20 protein-coding genes and 1 tRNA gene are annotated in these 23,530 nt (G+C 34.5%); 8 read left to right on the forward strand and 13 right to left on the reverse strand.

Annotated elements, in window-relative coordinates; all coding sequences use genetic code 11:
* Positions 1-101 precede the first annotated feature (101 nt).
* A complete protein-coding gene (locus tag AACY93_RS00625; RefSeq protein ID WP_007647261.1) occupies positions 102-284 on the forward strand; it encodes a twin-arginine translocase TatA/TatE family subunit in 183 nt (60 codons plus the stop codon).
* Positions 285-362: 78 nt separating this feature from the next.
* Here the strand turns inward: AACY93_RS00625 and AACY93_RS00630 are convergent, their stop codons facing one another.
* From AACY93_RS00630 to AACY93_RS00640, 3 genes are all read right to left on the reverse strand, one after another.
* A complete protein-coding gene (locus AACY93_RS00630) occupies positions 363-1,340 on the reverse strand; it encodes a DUF4837 family protein (protein ID WP_286853072.1) in 978 nt (325 codons plus the stop codon).
* Positions 1,341-1,428: 88 nt separating this feature from the next.
* Complete coding sequence (locus AACY93_RS00635) at positions 1,429-3,021, reverse strand: LysM peptidoglycan-binding domain-containing protein (protein ID WP_007647259.1); 1,593 nt, start codon at positions 3,019-3,021, stop codon at positions 1,429-1,431.
* A gap of 83 nt (positions 3,022-3,104) precedes the next feature.
* On the reverse strand, positions 3,105-4,292 hold the full coding sequence (locus AACY93_RS00640; RefSeq protein ID WP_286853071.1) for a phosphoglycerate kinase: 1,188 nt from the start codon (positions 4,290-4,292) through the stop codon (positions 3,105-3,107).
* Between the two features lie 74 nt (positions 4,293-4,366).
* Between AACY93_RS00640 and AACY93_RS00645 the strand changes: the two genes are divergently transcribed.
* Both AACY93_RS00645 and AACY93_RS00650 read left to right on the forward strand, forming a co-directional pair.
* Complete coding sequence (locus tag AACY93_RS00645) at positions 4,367-5,521, forward strand: DNA polymerase III subunit delta' (RefSeq protein WP_007647257.1); 1,155 nt, start codon at positions 4,367-4,369, stop codon at positions 5,519-5,521.
* A gap of 1 nt (position 5,522) precedes the next feature.
* Positions 5,523-6,488, forward strand: coding sequence for a diacylglycerol kinase family protein (locus tag AACY93_RS00650; protein WP_286853070.1), 966 nt, complete (start codon positions 5,523-5,525; stop codon positions 6,486-6,488).
* Between the two features lie 6 nt (positions 6,489-6,494).
* On the opposite strand, the gene AACY93_RS00655 is transcribed toward AACY93_RS00650, so the two are convergent.
* The 5 genes from AACY93_RS00655 to AACY93_RS00675 all read right to left on the reverse strand — a co-directional run bounded on the left by AACY93_RS00655 (position 6,495) and on the right by AACY93_RS00675 (position 14,002).
* The gene (locus AACY93_RS00655) at positions 6,495-7,010 is read right to left on the reverse strand and encodes an OmpH family outer membrane protein (RefSeq protein ID WP_007647255.1); all 516 of its coding nucleotides are present in this window, start codon (positions 7,008-7,010) and stop codon (positions 6,495-6,497) included.
* Between the two features lie 231 nt (positions 7,011-7,241).
* Complete coding sequence (locus tag AACY93_RS00660; protein WP_286853069.1) at positions 7,242-8,117, reverse strand: class I SAM-dependent methyltransferase; 876 nt, start codon at positions 8,115-8,117, stop codon at positions 7,242-7,244.
* 74 nt (positions 8,118-8,191) lie between these two features.
* On the reverse strand, positions 8,192-10,063 hold the full coding sequence (gene mnmG / locus AACY93_RS00665; RefSeq protein ID WP_286853068.1) for a tRNA uridine-5-carboxymethylaminomethyl(34) synthesis enzyme MnmG: 1,872 nt from the start codon (positions 10,061-10,063) through the stop codon (positions 8,192-8,194).
* A gap of 122 nt (positions 10,064-10,185) precedes the next feature.
* Positions 10,186-10,605, reverse strand: a complete 420-nt coding sequence (gene ybeY / locus AACY93_RS00670; protein WP_286853067.1) for an rRNA maturation RNase YbeY — start codon at positions 10,603-10,605, stop codon at positions 10,186-10,188.
* Positions 10,598-14,002 (reverse strand): DUF4175 family protein, encoded by a 3,405-nt coding sequence (locus AACY93_RS00675; RefSeq protein WP_286853066.1) that lies wholly within the window; start codon positions 14,000-14,002, stop codon positions 10,598-10,600. Before AACY93_RS00675 ends, ybeY begins: the two co-directional genes overlap by 8 nt.
* 129 nt (positions 14,003-14,131) lie before the next feature.
* On the opposite strand from AACY93_RS00675, the gene AACY93_RS00680 reads away from it, so the two are divergent.
* The gene (locus AACY93_RS00680) at positions 14,132-15,172 is read left to right on the forward strand and encodes an alkane 1-monooxygenase (RefSeq protein WP_007647248.1); all 1,041 of its coding nucleotides are present in this window, start codon (positions 14,132-14,134) and stop codon (positions 15,170-15,172) included.
* Between the two features lie 98 nt (positions 15,173-15,270).
* The gene (gene gltX / locus AACY93_RS00685) at positions 15,271-16,788 is read left to right on the forward strand and encodes a glutamate--tRNA ligase (RefSeq protein WP_286853065.1); all 1,518 of its coding nucleotides are present in this window, start codon (positions 15,271-15,273) and stop codon (positions 16,786-16,788) included.
* Positions 16,789-16,839: 51 nt separating this feature from the next.
* Here the strand turns inward: gltX and AACY93_RS00690 are convergent, their stop codons facing one another.
* Positions 16,840-17,571: a hypothetical protein gene (locus tag AACY93_RS00690; protein WP_238307547.1), complete on the reverse strand. Its 732-nt coding sequence runs from the start codon at positions 17,569-17,571 to the stop codon at positions 16,840-16,842.
* Positions 17,572-17,599: 28 nt separating this feature from the next.
* Between AACY93_RS00690 and AACY93_RS00695 the strand changes: the two genes are divergently transcribed.
* Positions 17,600-18,523: an SPFH domain-containing protein gene (locus AACY93_RS00695; RefSeq protein WP_286853064.1), complete on the forward strand. Its 924-nt coding sequence runs from the start codon at positions 17,600-17,602 to the stop codon at positions 18,521-18,523.
* 52 nt (positions 18,524-18,575) lie between these two features.
* Here AACY93_RS00695 and AACY93_RS00700 read toward each other — a convergent pair whose 3' ends face one another.
* Both AACY93_RS00700 and AACY93_RS00705 read right to left on the reverse strand, forming a co-directional pair.
* Positions 18,576-18,779 carry a hypothetical protein gene (locus AACY93_RS00700; RefSeq protein WP_007647241.1) on the reverse strand — a complete coding sequence of 68 codons (204 nt, stop codon included), beginning with the start codon at positions 18,777-18,779 and terminating at the stop codon, positions 18,576-18,578.
* 205 nt (positions 18,780-18,984) lie between these two features.
* Complete coding sequence (locus AACY93_RS00705; RefSeq protein WP_286853063.1) at positions 18,985-21,006, reverse strand: glutamine--tRNA ligase/YqeY domain fusion protein; 2,022 nt, start codon at positions 21,004-21,006, stop codon at positions 18,985-18,987.
* 64 nt (positions 21,007-21,070) lie between these two features.
* Between AACY93_RS00705 and folB the strand changes: the two genes are divergently transcribed.
* Positions 21,071-21,433 carry a dihydroneopterin aldolase gene (gene folB / locus AACY93_RS00710; protein WP_286853062.1) on the forward strand — a complete coding sequence of 121 codons (363 nt, stop codon included), beginning with the start codon at positions 21,071-21,073 and terminating at the stop codon, positions 21,431-21,433.
* Between the two features lie 85 nt (positions 21,434-21,518).
* Positions 21,519-21,589 (forward strand) — tRNA-Cys (locus AACY93_RS00715).
* 466 nt (positions 21,590-22,055) lie between these two features.
* Here the strand turns inward: AACY93_RS00715 and AACY93_RS00720 are convergent.
* Both AACY93_RS00720 and AACY93_RS00725 read right to left on the reverse strand, forming a co-directional pair.
* Positions 22,056-22,736 (reverse strand): LysE family transporter, encoded by a 681-nt coding sequence (locus tag AACY93_RS00720; RefSeq protein ID WP_286853061.1) that lies wholly within the window; start codon positions 22,734-22,736, stop codon positions 22,056-22,058.
* Between the two features lie 80 nt (positions 22,737-22,816).
* On the reverse strand, positions 22,817-23,488 hold the full coding sequence (locus AACY93_RS00725; protein WP_007647237.1) for a head GIN domain-containing protein: 672 nt from the start codon (positions 23,486-23,488) through the stop codon (positions 22,817-22,819).
* Positions 23,489-23,530 lie beyond the last annotated feature (42 nt).

The following is a 23,530-nucleotide window of genomic DNA, read 5'->3' on the forward strand; positions in this document are numbered from 1 at the left end:
ATAAAATTATCTCACTAGTGGATGTACATGATGCTAAAGTTCGTGTTAAAACGGTAATATTAAACTTTAATTATTAACTTTGCGCTTTAAAATAAATCTATATGAGTTTATATATGTTACCCTTAGCAATTGGACCTTGGCAAATAGCACTTATTGTTGTTATTGTGTTATTATTATTTGGTGGAAAAAAGATTCCTGAATTAATGAGAGGTTTAGGTAGCGGCATTAAAGAGTTTAAAGACGCTAGCAAAGAAGAAGACAAAACAAAAGACACTAAAGAATAGTGTGCTTATTATAACACGAAAAAACCCAACAAGTCATATTTGTTGGGTTTTTTTGTGTTGTGAAAAAAGCTGCAAAAACTAACCTCCTATTTTAAGCGATCTAATTATGGCTTCAAGCTCAAACATGTAATCTCTTTTTTCCACAGAAGGCGCAAAAGCAAATCCTTCTATAACCAAAAGTCTGTTGTTGATTTTATCTTCTATAATGTAGTTAATGAATGGGCCAGACATAAAAGCGTTTTTTACATCCCAAAGACCCTTGGTTTCAATAGCTGGTTTATTGTCTATAATGGTTTCAAAAACAGCTGGAGCATAAGCTTCTTCAGTAATCATATAGGTGCCTTCTGTTGGTCCAGGAATATGTGCTTGCCCAATGGAATCCCTTAATTTTATAATTTGGTCCACCAAACTATCCCCTTTTTTAATGGCGCTAAAAGGCAGTTCAAAAACCATTAAGTTAGTGGTTCCTGTGGCAATATCCTTCCGTATCCAGTAAAACTTGTCTTCTTCCTTGGCTATTCTATAAGCTGTAGGGAAATTTAGTGTAATCCCCAATTTTTCTTTTAAGGTGTTGTTTTTATGAAGCGACAATTTAATACGCCTTTGTTTTTCCTTTATTTCTTCGCTTTTAAATGCTGCCACTATTTTTTGAGCGTTTTCTTGAATTTGCTGAATGATTTCAGTGTCTGTTTTTCCTGAAACCAAGACCACTTTTTGAGGTTGTGCATATACATCTGATGCTATTTTTACCGAAGCTTCGCCTTCTTTTTCTATTTTTAAAACGGTTCTGTTATGAGTAGCAAATCCTGAAAAAACAGCTGGAGGAATTTGACTCATGTTAAATAAAGGCTCGTCTTGAGGCAAACCATCTACAGGAGCAGCCAAGACTTCCCTAATAGCCTCTCCAACATTGCCTTCCCAAAGATTATTTTCTATAACAACCGATAGGTTATTGATATTTCCCGATGAGTCTGAAAGCAATTTCTGGTTTGAAGATTTTTTGTTACCACAACTCATTACCAGTAATACTGAAAATAATAATAGTGTTTGTTTCATGGGTGTCATTTTTTAGTGTTTTGAACACAAAACGTTTAAAACCGTTCTATGTTCAGGGATTAACAAAATTATATGGAAAATTTAAAACTTAGCCTTTGGAAACCTTAAGCTTCATTCCAGGCTTTAAATTGTTACCACTAATATCGTTCCAATCTCGAATATTTTGAACAGAAACTCCCGGGAATTTTTGAGAAATACTCCAAAGGGAGTCTCCACTTTTAACCGTATATATTTTTTGACCTCCAGAAGTTGTAGTTTTATTGTCGGTTTTAGAAGTACTTGTTTCTTGTGAAACAACAGGGTTTCTAGGGTAAATGGTTAATCTTTGACCAATTCTTATGTTATTGCTCCTCAGGCCATTCCAACGTTTAATGTCGCTCACCCTTACTCGGTATTTTCTTGCTATAAATCCTAGATTATCACCACTTTTAACCCTATAGGTAACCTTGGATTCTGCTTTAAAAAACTGTGGCAACGGTTTTTCCCTTGCTTCCAGCTCTGCCTTGGCAGCTGCATATATTGTGGATTCGTTGGTAACAAAGGTTCCTATTGAAGTTCTTGGTAATCTTAAGTAATAATTTTTGTTTTCTATTACCGGAATGATATCTAATTTATAAGAAGGATTTAAAAACTGAAGTTCTTCTATGGAGATATTTGTAGCTTCAGAAACTTGGTCGAGTGTGATCATTTGTTTCACACGAATGGTGTCTGTTTCAAATCCATAAAACAAAGGTTTTTCAGACACAAAACCATGCTCCTTGGCATATTCAAAAATGTACATGGTAGCTAAAAAAGCAGGTACGTAACCAGCTGTTTCCCTTGGCAAGTTATGACGTATGTTCCAATAGTTTTCATATCCTCCAGATCGCCTAATAGCTTTAGATACGTTTCCTGGTCCAGAATTATACGCTGCTAAAGCCAAATCCCAATCGCCAAATATTTCATACAATTTAGATAAGTAAACTGCTGCAGTTGTTGTGGATTTAATGGGGTCGCTACGTTCATCTACATAACTGCTAACCTCTAATCCATATTGCTTTCCAGTAGCATACATAAATTGCCATAATCCTGTAGCTCCTACTCTGGATTTAGCCCTTGGGTTTAAAGCAGATTCCACAATGGCTAAATACTTCATCTCCAAAGGTATGTTATATGCATCCAATTCACGTTCAAACATGGGGAAATAATAAGCGCTCAATCCCATGATACGCTCAAAGTAACTTTTTCTGTTTTTTAAAAAGTTTTTTATAACACTCTCCAAGGAAGGGTTGTATTCCACATTAAAAGGTGTTCTGGCATTTAATCTGGCCAATCTGGCTTTTAAGGTATCTGTGGATAATTCTGGGTATTCAATGGTGTTATATTCCAATTCGGAAACCGTTTGGTAAATGGTATCGTAAAGTGTATTGTTGTAAAGTTCTTCCAGCCATTTTTTATCAAAGTCGGAGGCGATTTCCAAGTCTTGAAGTGAATCCAATTCCGAAATTTTAGTAATGGCATCTATTTGTTTTTTATACAATGGCTTCCCATCAATAATTGTATCAACCACATAGGTTTCGCCTTCTTCCAATTCTGCTTTAGAAAGTTTTTCGTTTAACTTTTTTATTTCTAAAGAATCTTGAGCGAAAGAAGTGCTTAAACTTAATATGAATAAAAGATTTAAAACTCTATTTAAAATCATGTTGATACTTTGTTTAACTAAGGTAAACGTAGCTATTGCCAATTTCTTGTTATAAAAACATTAAAGATACGTTATTTTCCAATTCAATCCATAATGGCAGCAATTCCTGGCAGTGTTTTTCCTTCCAGGCTTTCCAGCATGGCTCCACCTCCAGTACTTACATAACTTACTTTATCTTCAAAACCAAATTGTTTTACAGCAGCAACTGAATCGCCTCCACCTACTAAAGAAAATGCGCCATTTTTAGTGGCATCTGCAATAGCATGGCCTAAAGCTATGGTTCCTTTGGCGAAATTTGGCATTTCAAAAACACCTAAGGGTCCATTCCATAAAATAGTCTTGGATTCTGATATAACTTTAGAAAACAAAGCCTCTGTATGTGGTCCTACGTCCAGTCCCATCCATCCCTCTGGAATGTTGTTGATCTCGCAGGTATTGGTATGAGCATCATTACTAAAGGCATCTGCAATAATAACATCTACTGGTAAATGCACTTGTACGTTTTTTGCTCTGGCTTTTTCCAAAATGTCGTTTGCCAGTGTCATTTTATCGTCTTCCACAAGCGAATTTCCAACTTTACCTCCTTGTGCTTTTATAAAGGTAAAAGTCATGCCTCCACCTATGATCAAATGATCTATTTTATCTAAAATATTATCGATAATTGTAATTTTGGAAGAGACTTTAGCTCCTCCAAGAACAGCGCATACTGGCTTTTCACCGGTTTTCATGACTTTATCAATGCTTTTTATCTCCTGTTCCATCAGATATCCAAAGCATTTTTTTTCTGGAAAAAACTGTGCAATAATGGTTGTTGAGGCATGCGCTCTATGTGCTGTGCCAAAAGCATCGTTAACATAAATATCTCCTAAACTGGCAAGCTCTTTAGCAAAAGCTTCATCTCCAGCTTCTTCTTCTTTATGAAAACGCAAATTTTCCAACAACAGTATTTGTCCAGATTCTAGGTTTTTGGAAGCATTTGTGGCTTCTTCTCCCACACAATTGGAAGCAAATTTAACTTCAACGCCTAATATATCTTCCACTGTGTCCACAATGTGTTTTAAGGAAAACTTTTCTTCAACACCTTTGGGTCTTCCCAGATGCGACATCAAGATACAACTTCCTCCATCTTCCAAAATTTTTATAATGGTTGGTTTTGCAGATTGAATCCTGGTGCTATCTGTAACTTTAAAGTCATCGTTTAAAGGCACGTTAAAATCCACACGGATGAGGGCTTTTTTGTTTTCGAAATGGAAGTCGTTGAGAGTTTTCATAAGATTTGATTTTGAGACACAAATATAATTTTTTCATTTCAATAAAAAGAGATGAAATCTGTTATCTTTGCCATATGCTTTTTAGTGACATACTTGGTCAGGAACATATAAAAAATCACCTTACGCAAAGTGCCGAAAACGGTCGTGTACCTCATGCACAACTATTTGTTGGACCAGAGGGATCTGGTACTTTGCCTATGGCAATTGCTTATGCCCAATATTTGCTGTGCAAAAATACCAATGGTGAAAATACTGGTGGAAATGAGGCTTGTAATTTAAAATTTGAACATTTTTCTCATCCTGATTTACATTTCGCCTTTCCTGTAGCTACCAACGATAAGGTTAAAAAACATCCTGTTTCCAATATGTTTTTGGAAGAATGGCGTGAGCTTTTGTCCGAACAACCTTATGGTAACTTGTTTGATTGGTATAAGAAATTAGGCGTGGATAACAAACAAGGTCAAATTGGTGTGGATGAAGCAACCGAAATTGTAAAATCCTTATCCTTGAAAGCCTATGAAGGTGGCTATAAAGTGATGCTGATATGGATGGCAGAAAAAATGAATACATCTGCTGCCAACAAACTTTTGAAACTTATTGAAGAACCACCTAATAAAACCGTTTTTATACTTGTTGCCGAAGATGAGGAACAAATTATAAACACCATCCTTTCCAGGTGCCAAGTGCTGCATTTTCCCCCTCTAGCCGAAGAGGTTATTAAAGATGCCCTTGTTAGAAATTACAATCTGGATCTAACAGTTGCTACAAAAATAGCACATCAAGCCAATGGAAATTACAACAAAGCTTGTGACTTGGTTTATCATGATAGCGAAGACACTCCTTTTGAATCGTGGTTTATATTTTGGATTAGAAGTGCTTTTAAAGCTAAAGGAAACAAAAGTGCCATTCACGATTTGATTTCATGGAGCGAAGATATTTCAAAAACTGGTCGTGAAACTCAAAAGCAATTTTTACAATTTTGTATTGTCTTTTTTAGACAAGCACTTTTATTAAATTATCAAGCAGATAGTTTGGTTTATTTAGAAACCAAAACTGAAAATTTTGATCTACGGAAATTTGCACCTTTTGTTCATGGAAATAATATTTTGGACATTACCAATGAACTTCAAGATGCCATTTACCATATTGAAAGGAACGGAAATTCCAAAATTATACTCACAGATCTTTCCATAAAATTAACCAGGTTACTTCATAAAAAAGCCGATTGATATGCCAAGCTCCAAAACTTGGTTTGTTATTGTTAATCCAACCTCTGGAAATGGCTCATGCAAGAAAAAATGGCCAGACATTCTAGAGCTACTTAAAATGTATGAATTTCATTTTGAACACGTTTTTACAGAATATCCAAATCATGGCATAGAACTTACTCAAAATGCTATATATCAAGGTTTTAGTCGTTTTATTTGTGTTGGTGGTGATGGTACGTTGCATCATATTGTAAATGGAATCATGAGCCAAAAACACGTGGTTCCCAATCACATCCATGTTGGAGTTGTGCCTATTGGCACAGGAAACGATTGGGTAAAGACCGATAACATTCCCAAGAATTTAGAAAGAGCCATACTACTGATTAAAAATGGACATCCCAAACAACAGGATGTTGGTAAAATAGAGTTTTTGAATTCCTCCAAGAAACCCATTTATTTTATCAATTTGGCTGGAATTGGTTTTGATGGTCTAGTAGTAAGCAAGGTACATAAGTACAAACATTTTGGCGCTTTGGCTTATGTAGCTGGAGCTTTGCTTGGTTTGTTTTTATTTAAAAATTTTCAATCTAGGATCATGGTGAATTCCAAAGTTATTGAAACAAAAACCTTCATGGTTTTGGTTGGGCTTTGTAAATATTCCGGAGGAGGAATGCAGCTCACCAAATCACCAAATCCGTTTGATGGTTTGTTTGATATCAGTCTCGTGAAAAACATTGGGAAATGGGATATAATAAAAAATATGTCCAAGCTCTTCAATGGTAACATTACCAAGCACAATAAGGTAGAAACGTATAAAAGTAGTTCGGTATCCGTTACTATTTTGGATAACGGAAATCCTTACATTGAAGCAGATGGCGAACTCATAGACAGTGGCAACATGCATCTAAGCTTGATTCCCAAATCCTTTTCATTTTATGGAGGAACAAAAAACGCCAAACAAACGTTTGGCGCTAATCAATCTGGTTAAAAGACCTTAGTCCTTTTTGTAATCAGCATTTAAAGCATCTAAAATAACTTTGGTCAAATCGTTTGCTTCTGCTCCATACATCACACTTCCACCTTCGTTACTTCCAAAAATATAAGTGTAACCATTTTTCTTTCCGTAATCCTTAACAAAATTCCTTACTTTGGAGATAAGCGAATCTATTTCGGCTTGACTTTCTTGGGAAATTTGTTGCTCTTCTGCTTGAATACGTTGTTGAAGCATTTGTTGTTTCTGACTTAACACTTGGTATTCCTGTTGTGCTTGGGCATCAGGCATTTTTTGAGCTTTTTGTTGAAACGCTTGTGCTTCCAATTGAAAAGCCCTTCCTGTACTGTCTGTTCTTTTTTGAAATGCTTCCACTTTGGCTTTAAACTTGGCTTCTATATCAATTTTTTCTTGATAGTTATTAACCACTTCACTATTATCGATAAATCCGGTTTTTAGTGATGGTTCGCAAGAAGCTAATGTTACCATTGCCAAAGCAATTAAAAATATGTTTTTCATTTTTTAGTTTTTTTTTTAATTCGTCGCAAATGTAGAAAAGTAAAAGTTATCCTTTTAAAAAAAGACCAACAATTTAATGGATAGGGATAATTTATAGCATACCATAAACACCATAAACAATATTGATTAAAAATGAATTCATAGGAAACGATTTAAGCCGTTTTTATAATTTTCGGCACATATTGCTTATTTTAATTGGAAATCTTTCAAATAAAGCGCTTAAATTGAAAATTACTTGTTTTTTATGACATAAATGAGCGAGGAATACTCACCTGAGCGCTTAGCTTTAATATTTGACAGCCAACCTATACGAAGCGCATTAAAAATGTTCAATGAACCTTTTTTATATTTTTCTGAAAGCATGCTTACATAATACGAATCGAAAATTAAAGGCAGCACTTTTACCACTGTCATGTTTTGAGATGAAAATAATTCCGAAATGGATGTTTTACAAAAATGCCACAGATGTCTAGGCACATCAAAAGCTGCCCAAAAATTTTTATAATAGCTAGCATCGTAACTTTTGTAATTAGGAACAGCAATTATTAAAGTCCCATGAGGTTTCAGTAAAGATTTTAAAATGCTTACCTGCTTTTCAAGATTGGGCAAATGTTCCAACACATGCCAAAGAGTAATGACATCAAAACTGTGCGTTTTAAAGCTCTCTAGTTTTTCTGTATTGAAAACACGTTGATTTGTTTTGGAGTTGGCAATTGTTCTTGCTTGTTCGTTAGGTTCTATACCAAAAACTTCCCAATGATGTTTTTGTGCCATTTGCAAAAAATCACCTGTACCACAACCTATGTCCAATAATTTTTTTTCGTTTGAAGATTCATGTGGTTTCTCTGCTTGAAAAAAAGATTCGATTAATTTTACTTTTCTTTTTAAAGAGAAAGCACGAACCGTATGATATACTTTTTCAAACAGATTTCTTTTTGAATCTGTATGGGAAATATAATCTTCGGTGTTATAATATTCTGGAAGTTGCTCTACTTTTGGTTGAGGATGGGTTTCTAGAAACCCATAGGTTGTATTTTCTATAAGTTGAAAATCTTGCCCTGAAACAGAATGGTCTTTAACTTGCAAATACACTTTTTTATCCTTCATTAAAAGTTTTGACTGACTTTATTTAATTAAAAATACAATATGTTCCACGTGGAACATATTGTATTGATCGTTTTTTATCTTCCCATGTAAACCAAAAGCACTGAAACATCACTAGGGGATACACCACTAATTCTAGAAGCTTGGGAAATGGTCACTGGTTGAATTTTGTTTAACTTTTCCCTAGCCTCCATACTCATGGATTTTAACTTGGAGTAGTCGAAATTTTTAGGGATTTTTATATTTTCAAGCCTATTCAATTTATCGGCATTGTTTTTTTCCTTTTCAATATAACCCGAGTATTTGATTTGAATTTCTGCTTGCTCAATGATTTCATTGTCCAAATCATGTTCTTGAATATATGTTTCTACAGCTTCCACCTGTCGCATATCATCTATGGTAATATTAGGTCTTGAAAAAATCTTGAACATCTTGTCCGATTGTTTCATCAAGGAAGATTCCTTTTGTTCCAAAATAGGATTTATTTCTTCGTGCTTCACGCTGGTATCAGCAAAAAACTGCACAAAAGCATCTGATTTTTTTTGCTTTTCCTCCATGCGTTTCATGCGTTTTTCAGAAGCCAAGCCCAATTCAAAAGATTTAGGAGTCAATCTAAAATCGGCATTGTCTTGTCGCAATAAGGTTCTATACTCTGCACGGGATGTAAACATTCTGTATGGTTCTTCTGTGCCTTTTGTAATCAAATCGTCAATTAAAACACCTATATATGCTTCACTTCTACTTAAAATAAATGGCTCTCTTTCTTGTATTTTCAATGCTGCATTGATGCCTGCCATCAATCCTTGCGAAGCAGCTTCTTCGTAACCTGTGGTTCCATTTATTTGTCCAGCGAAATACAAACCCTCAATCAACTTTGTTTCCAAAGTATGTTGTAATTGTGTTGGTGGAAAATAATCGTATTCTATGGCATATCCAGGACGGAAAAATTTCACGTTTTCAAAACCAGCAACTGAGCGTAGAGCTTTAAACTGAACATCTTCTGGCAAGGACGTTGAAAAACCGTTGATATACATTTCAACCGTGTGCCATCCTTCCGGCTCAATAAATAACTGATGTCTATCCTTATCTGCAAAACGGTTAATTTTATCTTCGATAGAAGGACAATATCTAGGTCCTAAACTTTTAATTCTTCCGTTGAACATAGGTGATCTATCAAACCCTTCTCGAAGCAAATCATGAACTTCAGGACTTGTATAACTCATATAACAAGAACGCTGTTTGGTAAGTGGTTTTGTGACATCCAAATAAGAGAATTTTTCAGGATGTTCGTCACCAGGTTGCTCAATCATTTTGGAATAATCCAGGGATCTTCCATCTACCCTTGGTGGTGTTCCTGTTTTCATTCTTCCAGAATCGAAACCAAAACTTACCAGTTGTTCCGTGATTCCAGTGGCTGCTTTTTCTCCTGCACGACCTCCACCAAAATTTTTATCTCCAATATGAATTAATCCATTTAAAAAAGTGCCATTGGTAAGCACAACAGATTTACAAGATATTTCAATACCAAGGGATGTTTTTACACCAACCACTTTGTTGTTTTTAACAACCAGTCCAGAAACCATTTCTTGATAGAAATCCAGATTGGCTGTTTTTTCCAACATCAACCGCCAGTCTTCAGCAAAACGCATTCTGTCGCTTTGCACACGAGGACTCCACATGGCAGGCCCTTTAGACTTGTTAAGCATTTTAAATTGAATAGCCGAAGTATCGCTAACAATACCACTATAACCGCCCAACGCATCTATTTCCCTTACAATTTGACCTTTAGCAATTCCTCCCATGGCAGGATTACAAGACATTTGGGCAATGTTTTGTAAATTCATGGTAATAAGCAAGGTTTTACTACCCATGTTGGCTGCTGCTGCTGCTGCTTCACTACCTGCATGTCCTCCTCCTACTACTATAACGTCATATACTGTATTAAACATAAATTGTTCTATTCTATTTAAAAAATTCTTTTTGAAAAATATTGTTCCACGTGGAACAATTAAATTACATATTTACCAATAACGGCTTTTAATGGTAAAATAATTTGCAAATATACGCTGATTTACTGCATATTAGCAAATTTTTGAAGATAATGATTTTCCTTTTCGCGCATAGTATGTGCTTCTGCATCTGTTTTATCTTTATAGCCACAATAATGCAAAACGCCATGTACCATGACACGAAGTAACTCTTCCTGAAAGGACACTTGAAAATCCTTTGCATTGTCTGCTACTCTTTCTGTAGACACGTAAATATCGCCTTGTATTAATTTTCCTACCGTGTAATCGAAACTAATAATGTCTGTTAAAGTATCATGCTGCAGAAATTCCATATTTAATTTATGTAAATAATCGTCGTTGCAAAAGATGTAATTAATCTCTCCCAACTTAAAATTTTCTTCGGTAATAACCTCTTCAATCCATGAAGAGATTTGGTGTTCGTTATCAAGTTTAAAGGTGTTCTCTGAATTGTAACTAATCATTATCTTGCTTAAAATAGTCTTTCACTTTATTGTTGTAAACTGGTTGCAAAGGTAAACTTTGTCTGTTTAAAATTTCATTCGTGTTAAAATATTCTTTGGCTTTAGGGATTTGATTGTTACTGTTGTTGTCAAAATCGTTGGTGTTTGTTTCAGATTTACGTTTGGTATCTTGTCCTTGTTGAAAGGTTGCATTATCCATTTTTAACAATTGATGTTGTAAATTCATCATTTTTTCCAAGGTTCGTTGGGTAAAACCTTTATTGAGTAAATCCATTTCAACTTGCTCCATTTGTTTTAATAAATGATTGCCTGATGGATTGAGGCCTTCTTTAGCTAACTTATCCTCCAAGGCTTGTCTGATTTGCTGCTGCTGCTGATAGATTCTAAACAATTCGCCATTTAATTCTTCAGACATGGAGCCTTCTCCTTCCCCTTGTTGTTTGCCATCTTGCCCTGGTTTGCTGTCTTTTCCTTCTTCTCCTTCCTTATCACCTTGCTCTCCTTCATTCCCTTCTTTTCCTTCGCCTTCATCTTTAGGCTTGCCATTTTGGCTTTTCTTCATGCCTTCTTGCATTTGCTTATTGAGTTCCTCTTGGCTCATAATAATATCAGGTAAACCTTGTTCTGGTTTTCCTTGTCCGCCAGAACCTTGACCACTGGCCTGCATTTGCATGGAATCCATTACATTACTTAAAAAGTCTGCAAGATTGTTGGCAGCTGTTATGGTGTATTGCTGATTGGACACACCCTGATAAATATTGTTTTCTGAAAATTGATCCAAGGATTTGTCTATGTTATAAAAGACTTCGGAAATTTCCTTATTAACAAATTCCGATAATTTTGGTTGCCTTAAGGATAAAGCAAACAAGCTATCGTCTATATGGGAAAAATGTTCTTTTAAGGTGTATTGTTTTTTTAAATAGGTTGCGTATTTGTTGTGGTTTACTTCTATGACCTTAAATTGATTCATTAACGCCTCTTGATCCAAAGAAAACAAAATAAGGTTGTCCAAGATTTGACGTAGCATGTCTATATCCTCTTGCATTTGTTCTGCGCCTCCCATCATCTGCATACCAGCTTGCATTTTTTGGCTTAGACTTTTCATTTTCTGTCCAGCTTGTTTTTGTTTTTGAGAAGCATTTTTTTGGTTTTGCTGGGCATCCTGTTCTTTATTTTGTTCTTGGTTTTCTTCTTTTTTACCTAATTCATCTGTAGCTGCTTCCTGATCTTTCTTAATATCTTCTTCTTGATTTTTATCCTGAGGAAGTTTTAAAGGGTCTATTAAACTTTCGTTTTCCTTTTGAAGTTGTTCCATCTCTTTTTGAAAATCTTCAAATTCCTTATTTAACTCGTCTTGTTTTTCTTTGGTGTTGTTTTCTTTGTCTTCTTTAGAAAGATCCAGTTGTTTTTCGGCTAAATCCTCAAGTTCTTTTTGAAGTTTTTCCAGTTTTTTGGACACATAATATTTCTTGGTCAATTCCAATAGCTGTTCCAAACTACGCTTTTTGTTTTTATTTTGTTTTGCAAGTTGTTCTAGCTTTTCTGACAACTCTTCTTTATTGATTTTTTCTTGGAGCTTTTCCAGTTCTTCAAGAAGTTTTTCGTCTTTTTTAAGCTGCTCTTCGTTCTCTTTTAAACGTTCTTTTAAATCTTCTTTAAAAGGATCTTCTGTTTCTTTATCCTTTTGAAACTCTTCCAGGTTTTCTTTAAGCTGTTTGTTGAAATTCTGCATCATTTCTTCTTGTTGTTTTTGACGTTTCAAGAAGTTTTCCAACTGACGCTTGTCGTTAAAGTTCAACTCTGCTTTTTCTTTTTGGGTTTTTGATAGGGATTCCAATTCTTTTTGTCGTTCTTCAAATTTTTCAAGGGATTTATCCAAACTTTGGATGGTTTCACTTTGTTGTTCCAATTGCTTGTTCTCCTCCTCTTCCTTGGTTAATTTTCTATAGGAGTACACTGCACTCTTGGTACTTTTATAATTATGAAGCACATCATTGTCAAATACTTGAAAATACAAATGATAACTAACACCTTCTTTTAATTCCAATTGGTTGGGAAACGCACTTATAAAATCTGCCACATTGGACTTGGTAACCGGAATAGGTTCAAATTTTACATCTATCTCATTATCAATAGGATAATAAACCATTTGTAGTTTGGTCAATCCATAATCGTCACTTGCTTGTCCGTGGAAATAAAGCGACTGTTGGTCTAAACTATCAACAGCCATTTTAATATGGAGTTCTGGGTGTTCATCAGAAACAACATCAATGCTATAAGATAAGGTTTCGTAGTTCTTTAGTTGCGTATTACTGGTTGTTAAGCTATAATCCAAAGGGTTGGATACTTGTTTTGTGGTTTCAAATTTATTGGAAGCTGTTTCAGTTAATTGAACCGTATCTTTAGAAATCAATTGCACCAAATCCGTTGCTTTGGTTGCCAATTTCCAGGTAATCTTAGTTCCTTGTGGGACAATGGCATTTCCAGTGCTTTTTATAACCTCATCTGTTTTTTTGGTATATGAAGGGTAATCCAGGTGCATTTCAAAATGTAACAGGCTAGGCACTTCCACTACCTTTAAAACATAAGGTTTGGATATAACATTATTTGCTGTAAGTTGAAATGATACTTCTTGTTTAGGTTTGGAAAAAACATACTCAAATTGTCCAGGATTTATCTGTTGCAAGACATAAGATTCGTTATTGAATTTAATGTTTACATTCTCAGGAACCACCTCTCCTGCTGTGGATACCCTTAACCTAAAATCTGTGTTTTCGTTGGTGGTTAAGGACTCATTCAGTATAAAAAACTGAAAAGGTGCTGGTGGCTCATAAGCCGTTTTATAATTAACAACACGTTTATAGCTATCACTGAACCAATTTATGTGTCCTGTAGCATAAGTTAACAACAGGATGACAACGGGAATGGCAGCAAATTTTAAATATTTTAAATTGGATTTAAAGTTAATTGCCAATTTAAAAGGAATGGGTTGCAACTCGGCAGATTTTTGGTCGATGCTCGCCAATAACAGTTCAGATTCTACTGATGTTTCTTTTAATTGAAGTACATTTAAAAGCTTATCGTTAACCTCTGGAAAATGGTTTCCAATAATTTTTGAAGCATCTTTGTAATTTATGCCTTTTTGAAGTTTAAACAGTTTTGCCAATGGTATGGCAATAAATTTCACAAACAAAGCCAGTTCAACAACCACAAAAACCCAAAACAATGCTGTTCGCGCTGTTGGGTTTAACCAAAGAACGTATTCCACAAAAAGTGTGAACAAAAAATATAAAAAACCCAAAGCGAAAAAAAGAATGGTTCCTTTAAGCAATTCGTTGTAATAAAATCGCTTAATAAACGCCTCCAATTTTAATTGTATGTCTTTAAATTTTGTCATGAATTTAAGTCGCTGTTTTCTTAACCAATAAAACTACAATAATATTTTTACTCTGAAATGTTTAGATTTGGTAAAACTTAGTTAATTTTAGTAAGATTTGCTTGTTTTAATAATTGCAACTTGATATTTATGAAGGATTTAAAGTATTTGGCAGCTCTGTCCATGCCTGTTATGGCCTTTTTGGGTATTTATTTCAAGGGGTTTTTTGTGTTTTTAACACCTTTTTATGCGTTTGTTTTGTTACCAGCCTTAGACTTGTTATGCCCTATGGATCCATCGAATTTAAGTTCAGAAGAAGTGACAAACAAACTTAAAAACAGACTTTTTGATTGGTTGTTATATTTAAACGTTCTTGTGGTTTATGGCTTGGTTTTGTATGCTTTAACAAGGGTTTCCACCAATTCCTTGGAATTGTTTGAAGTCATTGGTCTGGTTTTTTCTATAGGTATTGTTTTAGCAGTAAATGGCATTAATGTGGCTCATGAACTTGGACACAGACAAAGCTCCAACGAACGTTTTTTAGGGAAGGCTTTGTTATTGCCATCCTTTTACATGCACTTTTACATTGAACATAACTTTGGACATCATTTACATGCCGCAACTCCTGAAGATCCTGCAACTGCAAGATACAATCAAACGGTTTATTCTTTTTGGTTTACATCTACCTTTAGACAATATATCAATTCATGGAAAATTCAAAACACACTATTGAAAAACAATAAAAATACTTTCTTTTCGGTTAAAAATGATATGTTTTGGTTTTTGGTATTTCAACTCTGTTATCTTGTATTGGTCCTTGTGTTTTTTGGAACCATAGGTCTTTTGTTTGCTATCGCTTCAGGAATAGTTGGGTTTATCATGTTGGAAACCGTAAATTATATTGAACATTATGGTTTGCTGCGTTTAAAATTGCCTTCTGGACGCTATGAGCGTGTTCGTGAAATTCATTCCTGGAATTCCAATCATGCCATTGGGCGCATTGTTCTGTATGAACTTACCAGACATAGCGATCATCATTACAAATCGTCCAAGAAATACCAAATACTCAATAGTTATGAGGATAGCCCTCAAATGCCTTATGGTTACCCAACATCTATGGTTTTGTCGCTCTTTCCTCCTTTGTGGTTTAAGATTATGAACAAACGCGTGCCTCGCGAAATGATTTCTTGATTGTTTTCAGTTCTGGTTTGCCTTTTGAGAAACTTTAAACTTTAAACTTTGAACTTAAAACTTCAAAAATCTATCTTTGCAACTTCAAACAAAACAAGATGTCTAAACAAGTTAGAGTGCGCTTTGCACCAAGTCCTACAGGACCTTTACATATTGGAGGTGTTAGAACAGCACTTTTCAACTATCTTTTTGCTAAAAAACACAACGGAACTTTTATCCTTAGAATTGAAGATACCGATCAAAACAGATATGTTGAAGGTGCCGAAAATTATATTGTGGAATCCTTAAATTGGTGTCATATTCCTTATGATGAAGGACCAGGGAAAAATGAAAAATTTGGTCCTTACAGACAAAGCGAACGCAAGCATTTATATAAAGAATATGCTGATAAATTGATTGCCACAGGCAATGCCTATTATGCGTTTGATACAGCTGAAACTCTGGATTTCCATAGAAAAGACCATGAAGAAAAAGGAAAAACCTTTATCTACAATTGGCATAACCGTTTGAAATTATGCAACTCGTTATCCCTTTCTGCAGAAGAAACCCAAGCAAAGTTGGATGCTGGAGAAGACTATGTTATTAGGTTTAAATCGCCTCAAGATGAAACCTTGCATTTAACAGATATCATACGTGGAAATATCACTATTGACACTAATATTTTAGACGATAAAGTGTTGTTTAAAAGTGATGGCATGCCAACCTATCATTTGGCAAATATTGTAGACGACCATTTAATGGAAATCACACATGTGATTCGTGGTGAAGAATGGTTGCCTTCCTTGGCATTGCATATTCAACTTTATAAAGCCTTTGGTTGGGAAGTACCAGAATTTGCGCATTTACCACTAATTTTAAAGCCTACAGGAAAAGGAAAGTTAAGCAAACGTGATGGCGATAAATTAGGGTTTCCGGTATTTCCATTAGCTTATAAAGACCACCAAACAGACGAAATATCCCGTGGTTATAGAGAGGATGGTTATTTTCCTGAAGCTGTGGTTAACTTTTTGGCCTTTTTAGGTTGGAACCCAGGATCCGAACAGGAAATTTTTAGTTTGCAAGAATTGGTTCAAGCCTTCGATTTAAGTCGTGTAAACAAAGCTGGTGCACGTTTTGATCCAGATAAAATAAAATGGTTTAACCACCATTATATGCAAGAACAAGACAACAATGTGCTTGCAGAACAATTTCAAATGCTTTTTCCCGACGCATTGAAAGACATTGATGTAAACTACATTTCCATGGTTATCCATTTAATTAAGGAGCGAGCCACTTTTGTAACCGATTTTTGGGATTTAGGACATTATTTCTTTGAAACACCTACAGATTTAGATGAGAAAGCCGTTAAAAAAGCATGGAAAGAAGAGTCGCCAGAGTTAATGAAAAAGCTTCTTTCAATAATATCTTCCATTGAAGATTTTACGGTTGAAAACCTTCAAACAGAGATTAAAGGTTGGATTACTTCAAAAGAAATTGGTTTTGGTAAAGTGATGATGCCTTTACGTTTGGCATTGGTTGGCGCTTTACAAGGTCCAGAGGTTTTTGATATTATGTATTTAATTGGGAAAGATGAAAGTATAAGACGAATAGACAATTTAATCAACACCTTATCATAAAATAAAAAAGCGACCAAAAGGTCGCTTTTTTATTTTTAATATTTTTATTTATTAAAACGTAATCATTGCAGTAAAAGCAAACATGGATTGGTTTCCTTTAATTTTTTTATCGTTTCCGGTTAAATCCAAATCGCTATCGTTTAACTTGTTCAACATATTGGTAAAACCGTAGATATATTGAGCTTTCAGTCTAAAAAAACCAAATCCAGCCGATGCTCCAATGGCTCCATCAATATTGAAATTACTAATGTCGTTCAAATCTTTGGCCAATAAATTATTGTAGTTGTTTATAATATAATTCTCATATTTTTTATCGTCCATTTCCATGTCGCCATTATATTGAATCATAGGACCTACATCGATGGTCAAAAAACTATCAATCAACTTTACATGCATCAATAAAGCAATTTGAGCCGTAAATATTTTATAATCAACAAACTCTTCACTTAAACTAATTGGAAGTGGTCTTGCAGCTATGCCAATATGGTTTTCAGATAGTTGAATGGTGTAGCTTACATTGTACCATTTATGAGGAATATCAACCGTTGCCGAAGCTCCTGCTTGCCAACCATTGCCTTTTTTGGTGTTAAAATTATCTGTTATAATATCGTACTGCGTAATTCCTCCATAAATGCCAAACCCGTTTTTGATTTTATATCTTGTGTGTTGTCCAAAGGACATTGTAACAAATCCCATACAGATGGCTACTAATACAATAAGTTGTCTTTTTTGCATGATGCTTCTAGTGTGATTGTGACAAATATAACTTAAATTAGTAGTCATTTATTTTACAATCTAAAAAAATCCTATTATGTCCATTTTATCCATTCCTATTATCATCTTATGTCTGTTTATTATCATTTCACTTTTTTTTATAGTAAAACAACAAACAGCTGTTATTATTGAACGCTTTGGAAAGTTTCAAAGCATTCGCCATTCTGGTTTACAAATTAAAATTCCACTTGTAGATAGAATAGCCGGAAGGTTGAGTTTAAAAATCCAGCAATTGGATGTTATTATTGAAACCAAAACCCTGGATGACGTGTTTGTAAGGTTAAAAGTATCTGTCCAGTACATGGTAATTAAAGACAAGGTGTATGATGCTTTTTATAAGCTGGATTATCCTCACGAACAAATAACCAGTTATGTATTTGATGTGGTTCGAGCAGAAGTCCCTAAAATGAAATTGGACGATGTATTTGTTAAAAAAGATGATATTGCCCTTGCCGTTAAAGCAGAATTGAACGATGCCATGTTGGATTATGGTTTTGATATTATTAAAACCTTGGTAACAGATATTGATCCAGATCCACAAGTAAAACAAGCAATGAACCGCATTAATGCTTCTGAACGTGAAAAAATTGCTGCTCAATTTGAAGGTGATGCTGCTAGGATTTTAATTGTGGAAAAAGCCAAAGCAGAAGCTGAAAGCAAGCGATTACAAGGCCAAGGTATAGCAGACCAACGTAGGGAAATTGCCAGAGGTTTGGAGGAATCTGTAGAGGTTTTAAACAAAGTAGGCATTAACAGTCAGGAAGCTTCAGCATTGATTGTTGTAACACAACATTACGATACCTTACAGGCCATTGGTGGGGAAACAAATACCAATTTGATTTTACTGCCAAATTCACCTCAAGCAGGCAGTAACATGCTAAATGATATGGTTGCCAGTTTTACGGCTAGTAACCAAATTGGTGAAGCCATGAAAAATACCAACAAGAAAAAGGAAGAATAAAAGGCTTATAATTGTTTAGAAAAAACCTCCAATTTTAAAACATTGGAGGTTTTTATTTTTTTATTTGTTTCTTGGCTATCAAGTCTTTTAAAATTTCAAGGTATTTTTCCAAATCTTCGGTAGACACATGAGGGTGTTCCAGATTGGGAATGGTTATAGGGTCTTCGTCCAATAATTTGTAACTAACTGGATACTCCTTTTTAATAAAAAGCAATAACTCTGATATTTCCGAAATTAAATCTTTCACAGTTTTCATATTAAAACCTAGCTTAAAGAAGTTTAAAAGATAGTGAAAATTGTCATGTTTTCAAAATAAAAAAAATGGAGATAAAAGAAAGTTAAGATTTAAAAGGTTGTATTTCTTTCCAATCTTGTTTCTGGGTTCTAAAATATCCTTAAAATAAACCATATAATAGAAAAAAAAGCCTTGAAAACATAAGTTTTCAAGGCTTTAATTTGTTTTAAAATTCCATTAAAATAGCTTTAGTTTCTGCAACCAGAAGCTCGTTGTTGTCTTCCAACGCTTTTTCAATAAATTCATTAATAGTTGCATTTCTCTCTAATCCGTTTTTTAGTAAAACACTTAAAACCAACATAACGGCAATTCGTGTTCCAACCTTTTTTGCTGCTGTGTTGAAAAGTGGTTCCAATTCTTCATAACTTACATTTTTAGCTAATTCTAAAATTTCAGCTTTTACCTTTTGTTGTTTGGTTTCTGGAAGGTTGGTATATTTTTTTCCCAATTGCTGGATCACATCAATAGCTTTACGTTGGGATTGGTTTTGTTTGGTTTGTTGCTGTTTATGATTCTTTTGACTTGATGGTTGTTGTTTGGCCCAAGAATCTTTTAAACCAACCGTCTTATTGAAAACAAGCTTTCCTGAAGTGGTGTCTGGATCCACACTAAAATAACCTATACGTTGAAACTGGAACCTATCTCCTACTTTGGCATCCTTTAAACTTGGCTCTACATAAGCTTGGACTATATTTAATGAATTTGGGTTTAAAAATTCCATGAAATCCTTGTCTGGATGGGCATCTGGAGCTTCGTCCAAAAACAATCTATCGTATTCCCTAACTTCAGCTTGTATGGCGTGAGGTATGGAAACCCAATGCAAGGTGCCTTTTACTTTCTTTGAAGTATCTTCGGAATACGTACAATGAATTTCGGTAATTTGCCCTTTATCATCTTTTATTACGCTTTCGCCTTTAATGATATAGGCATTTTTTAATCGTACTTCTTTTCCTAAAGTCAACCTAAAATATTTACTGCCTGCTTGTTCCTTAAAATCGTCTTTTTCAATGTAAATTTCACGAGAAAAAGGAACTTTTCTGTAGCCAGCACTATCATCTTCTTGATTGTTTTCGGCTTCCAACCATTCCACTTTATCTTCAGGATAATTGGTTATGACTACTTTTACGGGATCCAAGACAGCCATAACCCTTGGAGCTGTTTTATTTAAATCTTCACGTATACAAAACTCCAATAAGGCCACATCAATCACATTATCACGTTTGGCAACGCCAACGGTTTCCACAAATTTCCTAATGGAGTTTGGTGTATAACCACGACGACGAAGTCCAGAAATGGTAGGCATTCTAGGATCGTCCCAACCAGAAACAATACCTTCTTCCACCAATTTAAGCAACTTGCGTTTGCTCATAATGGTATAACTTAAGTTTAAACGTGCAAATTCCCGTTGTTTAGGAAGCATAGGAAGCGCTTCTGGTTGATATTTATAGACTTGTTCCTTGAACCAGTCGTAAAGCTCTCTATGAGGCTTAAATTCAAGCGAGCAAAGGGAATGTGATATTTGTTCAATATAATCGCTTTCACCATGAGTCCAGTCGTACATAGGATAAATGCACCAATCTGTTCCAGTTCTATGATGGGCTTTCTTTAAAATGCGATACATAATGGGATCACGCATCAACATGTTGGGATGCTGCATGTCTATTTTTGCACGAAGTACATGTGAACCTTCTGCAAATTCGCCATTTTTCATGCGTTCAAACAAATCCAGGTTTTCTTCCACAGATCTATTTCTATAAGGGCCATCCACTCCAGGTTGTGTAGGTGTGCCTTTTTGCTCAGCCATGGCTTCGCTGGATTGGGAATCTACATATGCTTTGCCTTCTTTAATCAATAAAATGGCCCAATCGTAAAGCTGTTGAAAATAATCTGATGAATATAGCTCGTTGGCCCATTTGTAGCCCAACCATGAGATGTCTTCTTTAATGGCATCTACATATTCCTGTTCTTCTTTTGCTGGATTGGTATCATCAAAACGTAAATTAACGGGAGCATTGTATTTTTCGCCCAAACCGAAACTGATTCCTATGGCTTTGGTATGACCAATATGTAAATATCCATTGGGTTCTGGTGGAAAACGGAAACGTAAGGCTTCTTGTTTTAAGCCGTTTGCTAAATCTTCTTCTATGATATGCTCAATAAAATTGAGTGATTTTGTTTCTTCAGACATATTTAAAAATAAAAAGCAAAGTTATTAAATAATAGTGTATTATTTTTGTTGAAAAGAATTTGTTTTGGGAATTATAAAAGTTGAGAACATTAGGGTTTTTGCACATCATGGTTGTTTAAAGGAGGAAACAAAAATTGGTTGTGATTATCGTGTGGATTTGAAAATTAAAGCCAATTTAAAAACCTCTGCAAAAACTGATGATTTAAGCGATACAGTTGACTATGTTTTTTTAAACAGAATTGTTAGGGAAGAGATGTTAAAACCCTCTAAACTATTGGAAACGGTAGCAAAACGTATATTAAACAGGATATTCAAAGAAGACAAACTGGTGGATAAAGCGACCATTTGTGTAAGTAAACTAAATCCTCCTATTGGAGGTGATGTTGAAATGGTTACCATAAAAATGACAGAAAAACGTAAAAATTAGATTCTAAATAGCTAAAAAGGGGAAATATTTTTATATTTGCCATCTCGTAATTTAATATGGGAAGCCTGTTTCTACAGGAATTTAAGGTGTCGTGGCCGAGTGGCTAGGCAGTGGTCTGCAACACCATCTACAGCGGTTCGAATCCGCTCGACACCTCAATAAAGAGTTACTTTATAAGTAGCTCTTTTTTTTGTTTAAATTTTATGAAAATTTATAGTAAGATTATGCGGTTCTAATGCACTCGACACCTCTAAAGCCTCCAAGTTTAGCTTGAAGGTTTTTTATATACAATTTTTAAGAAACATTCATTAAATCCAAACCCCTCTATAGCAATTCTTTATTCTGAACAATTGTTGTGAATAGGTATGTATAGCAGCTGCTCTTTTAAGACATCCTTTTTTTACTGTTTAAGTTTGGTTATTGGCGGGTTTCTATTTCTAATCTGGTTTAAATTTGTAAGAAAAAACGCTGGCTTCCATGCACTATCCATGGAGTATCTATGGAGTATCTATGGAGTATCCATAAGGTTAATTATTTGTTTAAAAAATTACATCCAAAAGCAATTTTCAAATATTTTGTTAATGATTCCTAGAAAGCTTTTTTACTTAAGCTGGACTTTATTTTAATTAATAGGATTAATTTGTTCCAACTTATCTTTAATGAGTGCTTTTTCTTTTGGAAAAAATCCTTGAACCAACAATAAAAGTCCAAAACCCAATATCACCAAAGCCACTATTTTCTTGGTTTTAAAAATACGTCTTGGTGTTAATTTACTTTTAAGTGTTTTGGCAGCTATCATCTTCAATAAATCCACTAAAAAATAAACAGCTAAAATGGTTCCTAAAAACACATATAGTTCTTGAGTGTTTTCGGTTAAGGAACTGCCTATAACAATAAAACCCAACCAACCTAAAAGCACACCTACATTAATAAAATTGAGAAGAAACCCTTTAATAAAAAGCATTCCAAATTTCTTTTTTATTTCTACTGTATGGTATTCCCTAACAATGTCACGAAAAGATTTAGAGGTTTTTATAAACGAAATAAAACCATAAATAGCCAATAGAACACCACCAAAAATCAAAAAATTTGGATCGTCTTTTATTTTATCCAAAAGCTTACTGGTACTGTAAAATGCTACGATAATGAAGAAAATATCTGCAAGTATCACTCCTAAATCGAAAATTAAAGCACTTTTAAACCCTTTTGTGGCACTGGTTTCCAAAAGCACAAAAAATACAGGTCCAATTGTGAACGATAAAATAATACCAAAAGGAATTGCTGTAAGAATAGCATCTTGCATACAAACGAGGTGTTTTCTACAAAATTACATAATTTTTTTAGCGATTACAGATAAATTGACATGAAGCTTTGCTTTTAAGCTTATTCTTTTCTTATAATTTTTCCACCAAAAACAGTATTTTCTGTTAAGGTTTCTGGATTTCCATAAATGTATGCTGTACCTCCTGCCCTAACTTTTACATCCACTTCATTGGTAGCTCTAACATGAGCTTCTCCAGCAGCTTTAATGTTAATTTTGGCTTTTTCGGTTTCTAAATCCTTACCAAGATAAGATCCTCCTGTAGTTAGGTCTATATTTTGATTTTTTGCTTGTCCTGAGATTTTTATAACACCACCTGTTATGGCTTTGGCTTCCACAAAGGTGACATCTTCAACTTGTAATTTTACACTGCCTCCTTCTTGAGCCCTCACATCTATTTCAAATTGTTTCATGACATCGTTAGAACCTATAAAAGTACCTTCATTGGCATCTATAATATCTATATTTGTATAGTATAATTGTACCCTAGTATCATCGCCATTAAACACTTTTGGAACTGTCATACGTATTTTTAAAGTGCCGTTTTTGTTAACCAAAACCACGTCTTCGGTGTTTTTTCCTGTTATAATCACTTTATTGCTATCGGATTTTATTAGCTCTACTTCTATTCTATCATAAACTTTCAGTTCCTTAAAATCGCCCAAATTCTTTTCAATTTGTGCGTAAATATTTGTTGTTGCAATTAAAAAAAATGCAAAAATTAACTGTTTCATTTGTACTATATATTTTTATAAATGTTTTGCTAAATTCTATTA

Origin of the sequence: uncultured Xanthomarina sp. (assembly GCF_963971605.1) — a bacterium.
Lineage (GTDB): Bacteria > Bacteroidota > Bacteroidia > Flavobacteriales > Flavobacteriaceae > Xanthomarina > Xanthomarina gelatinilytica.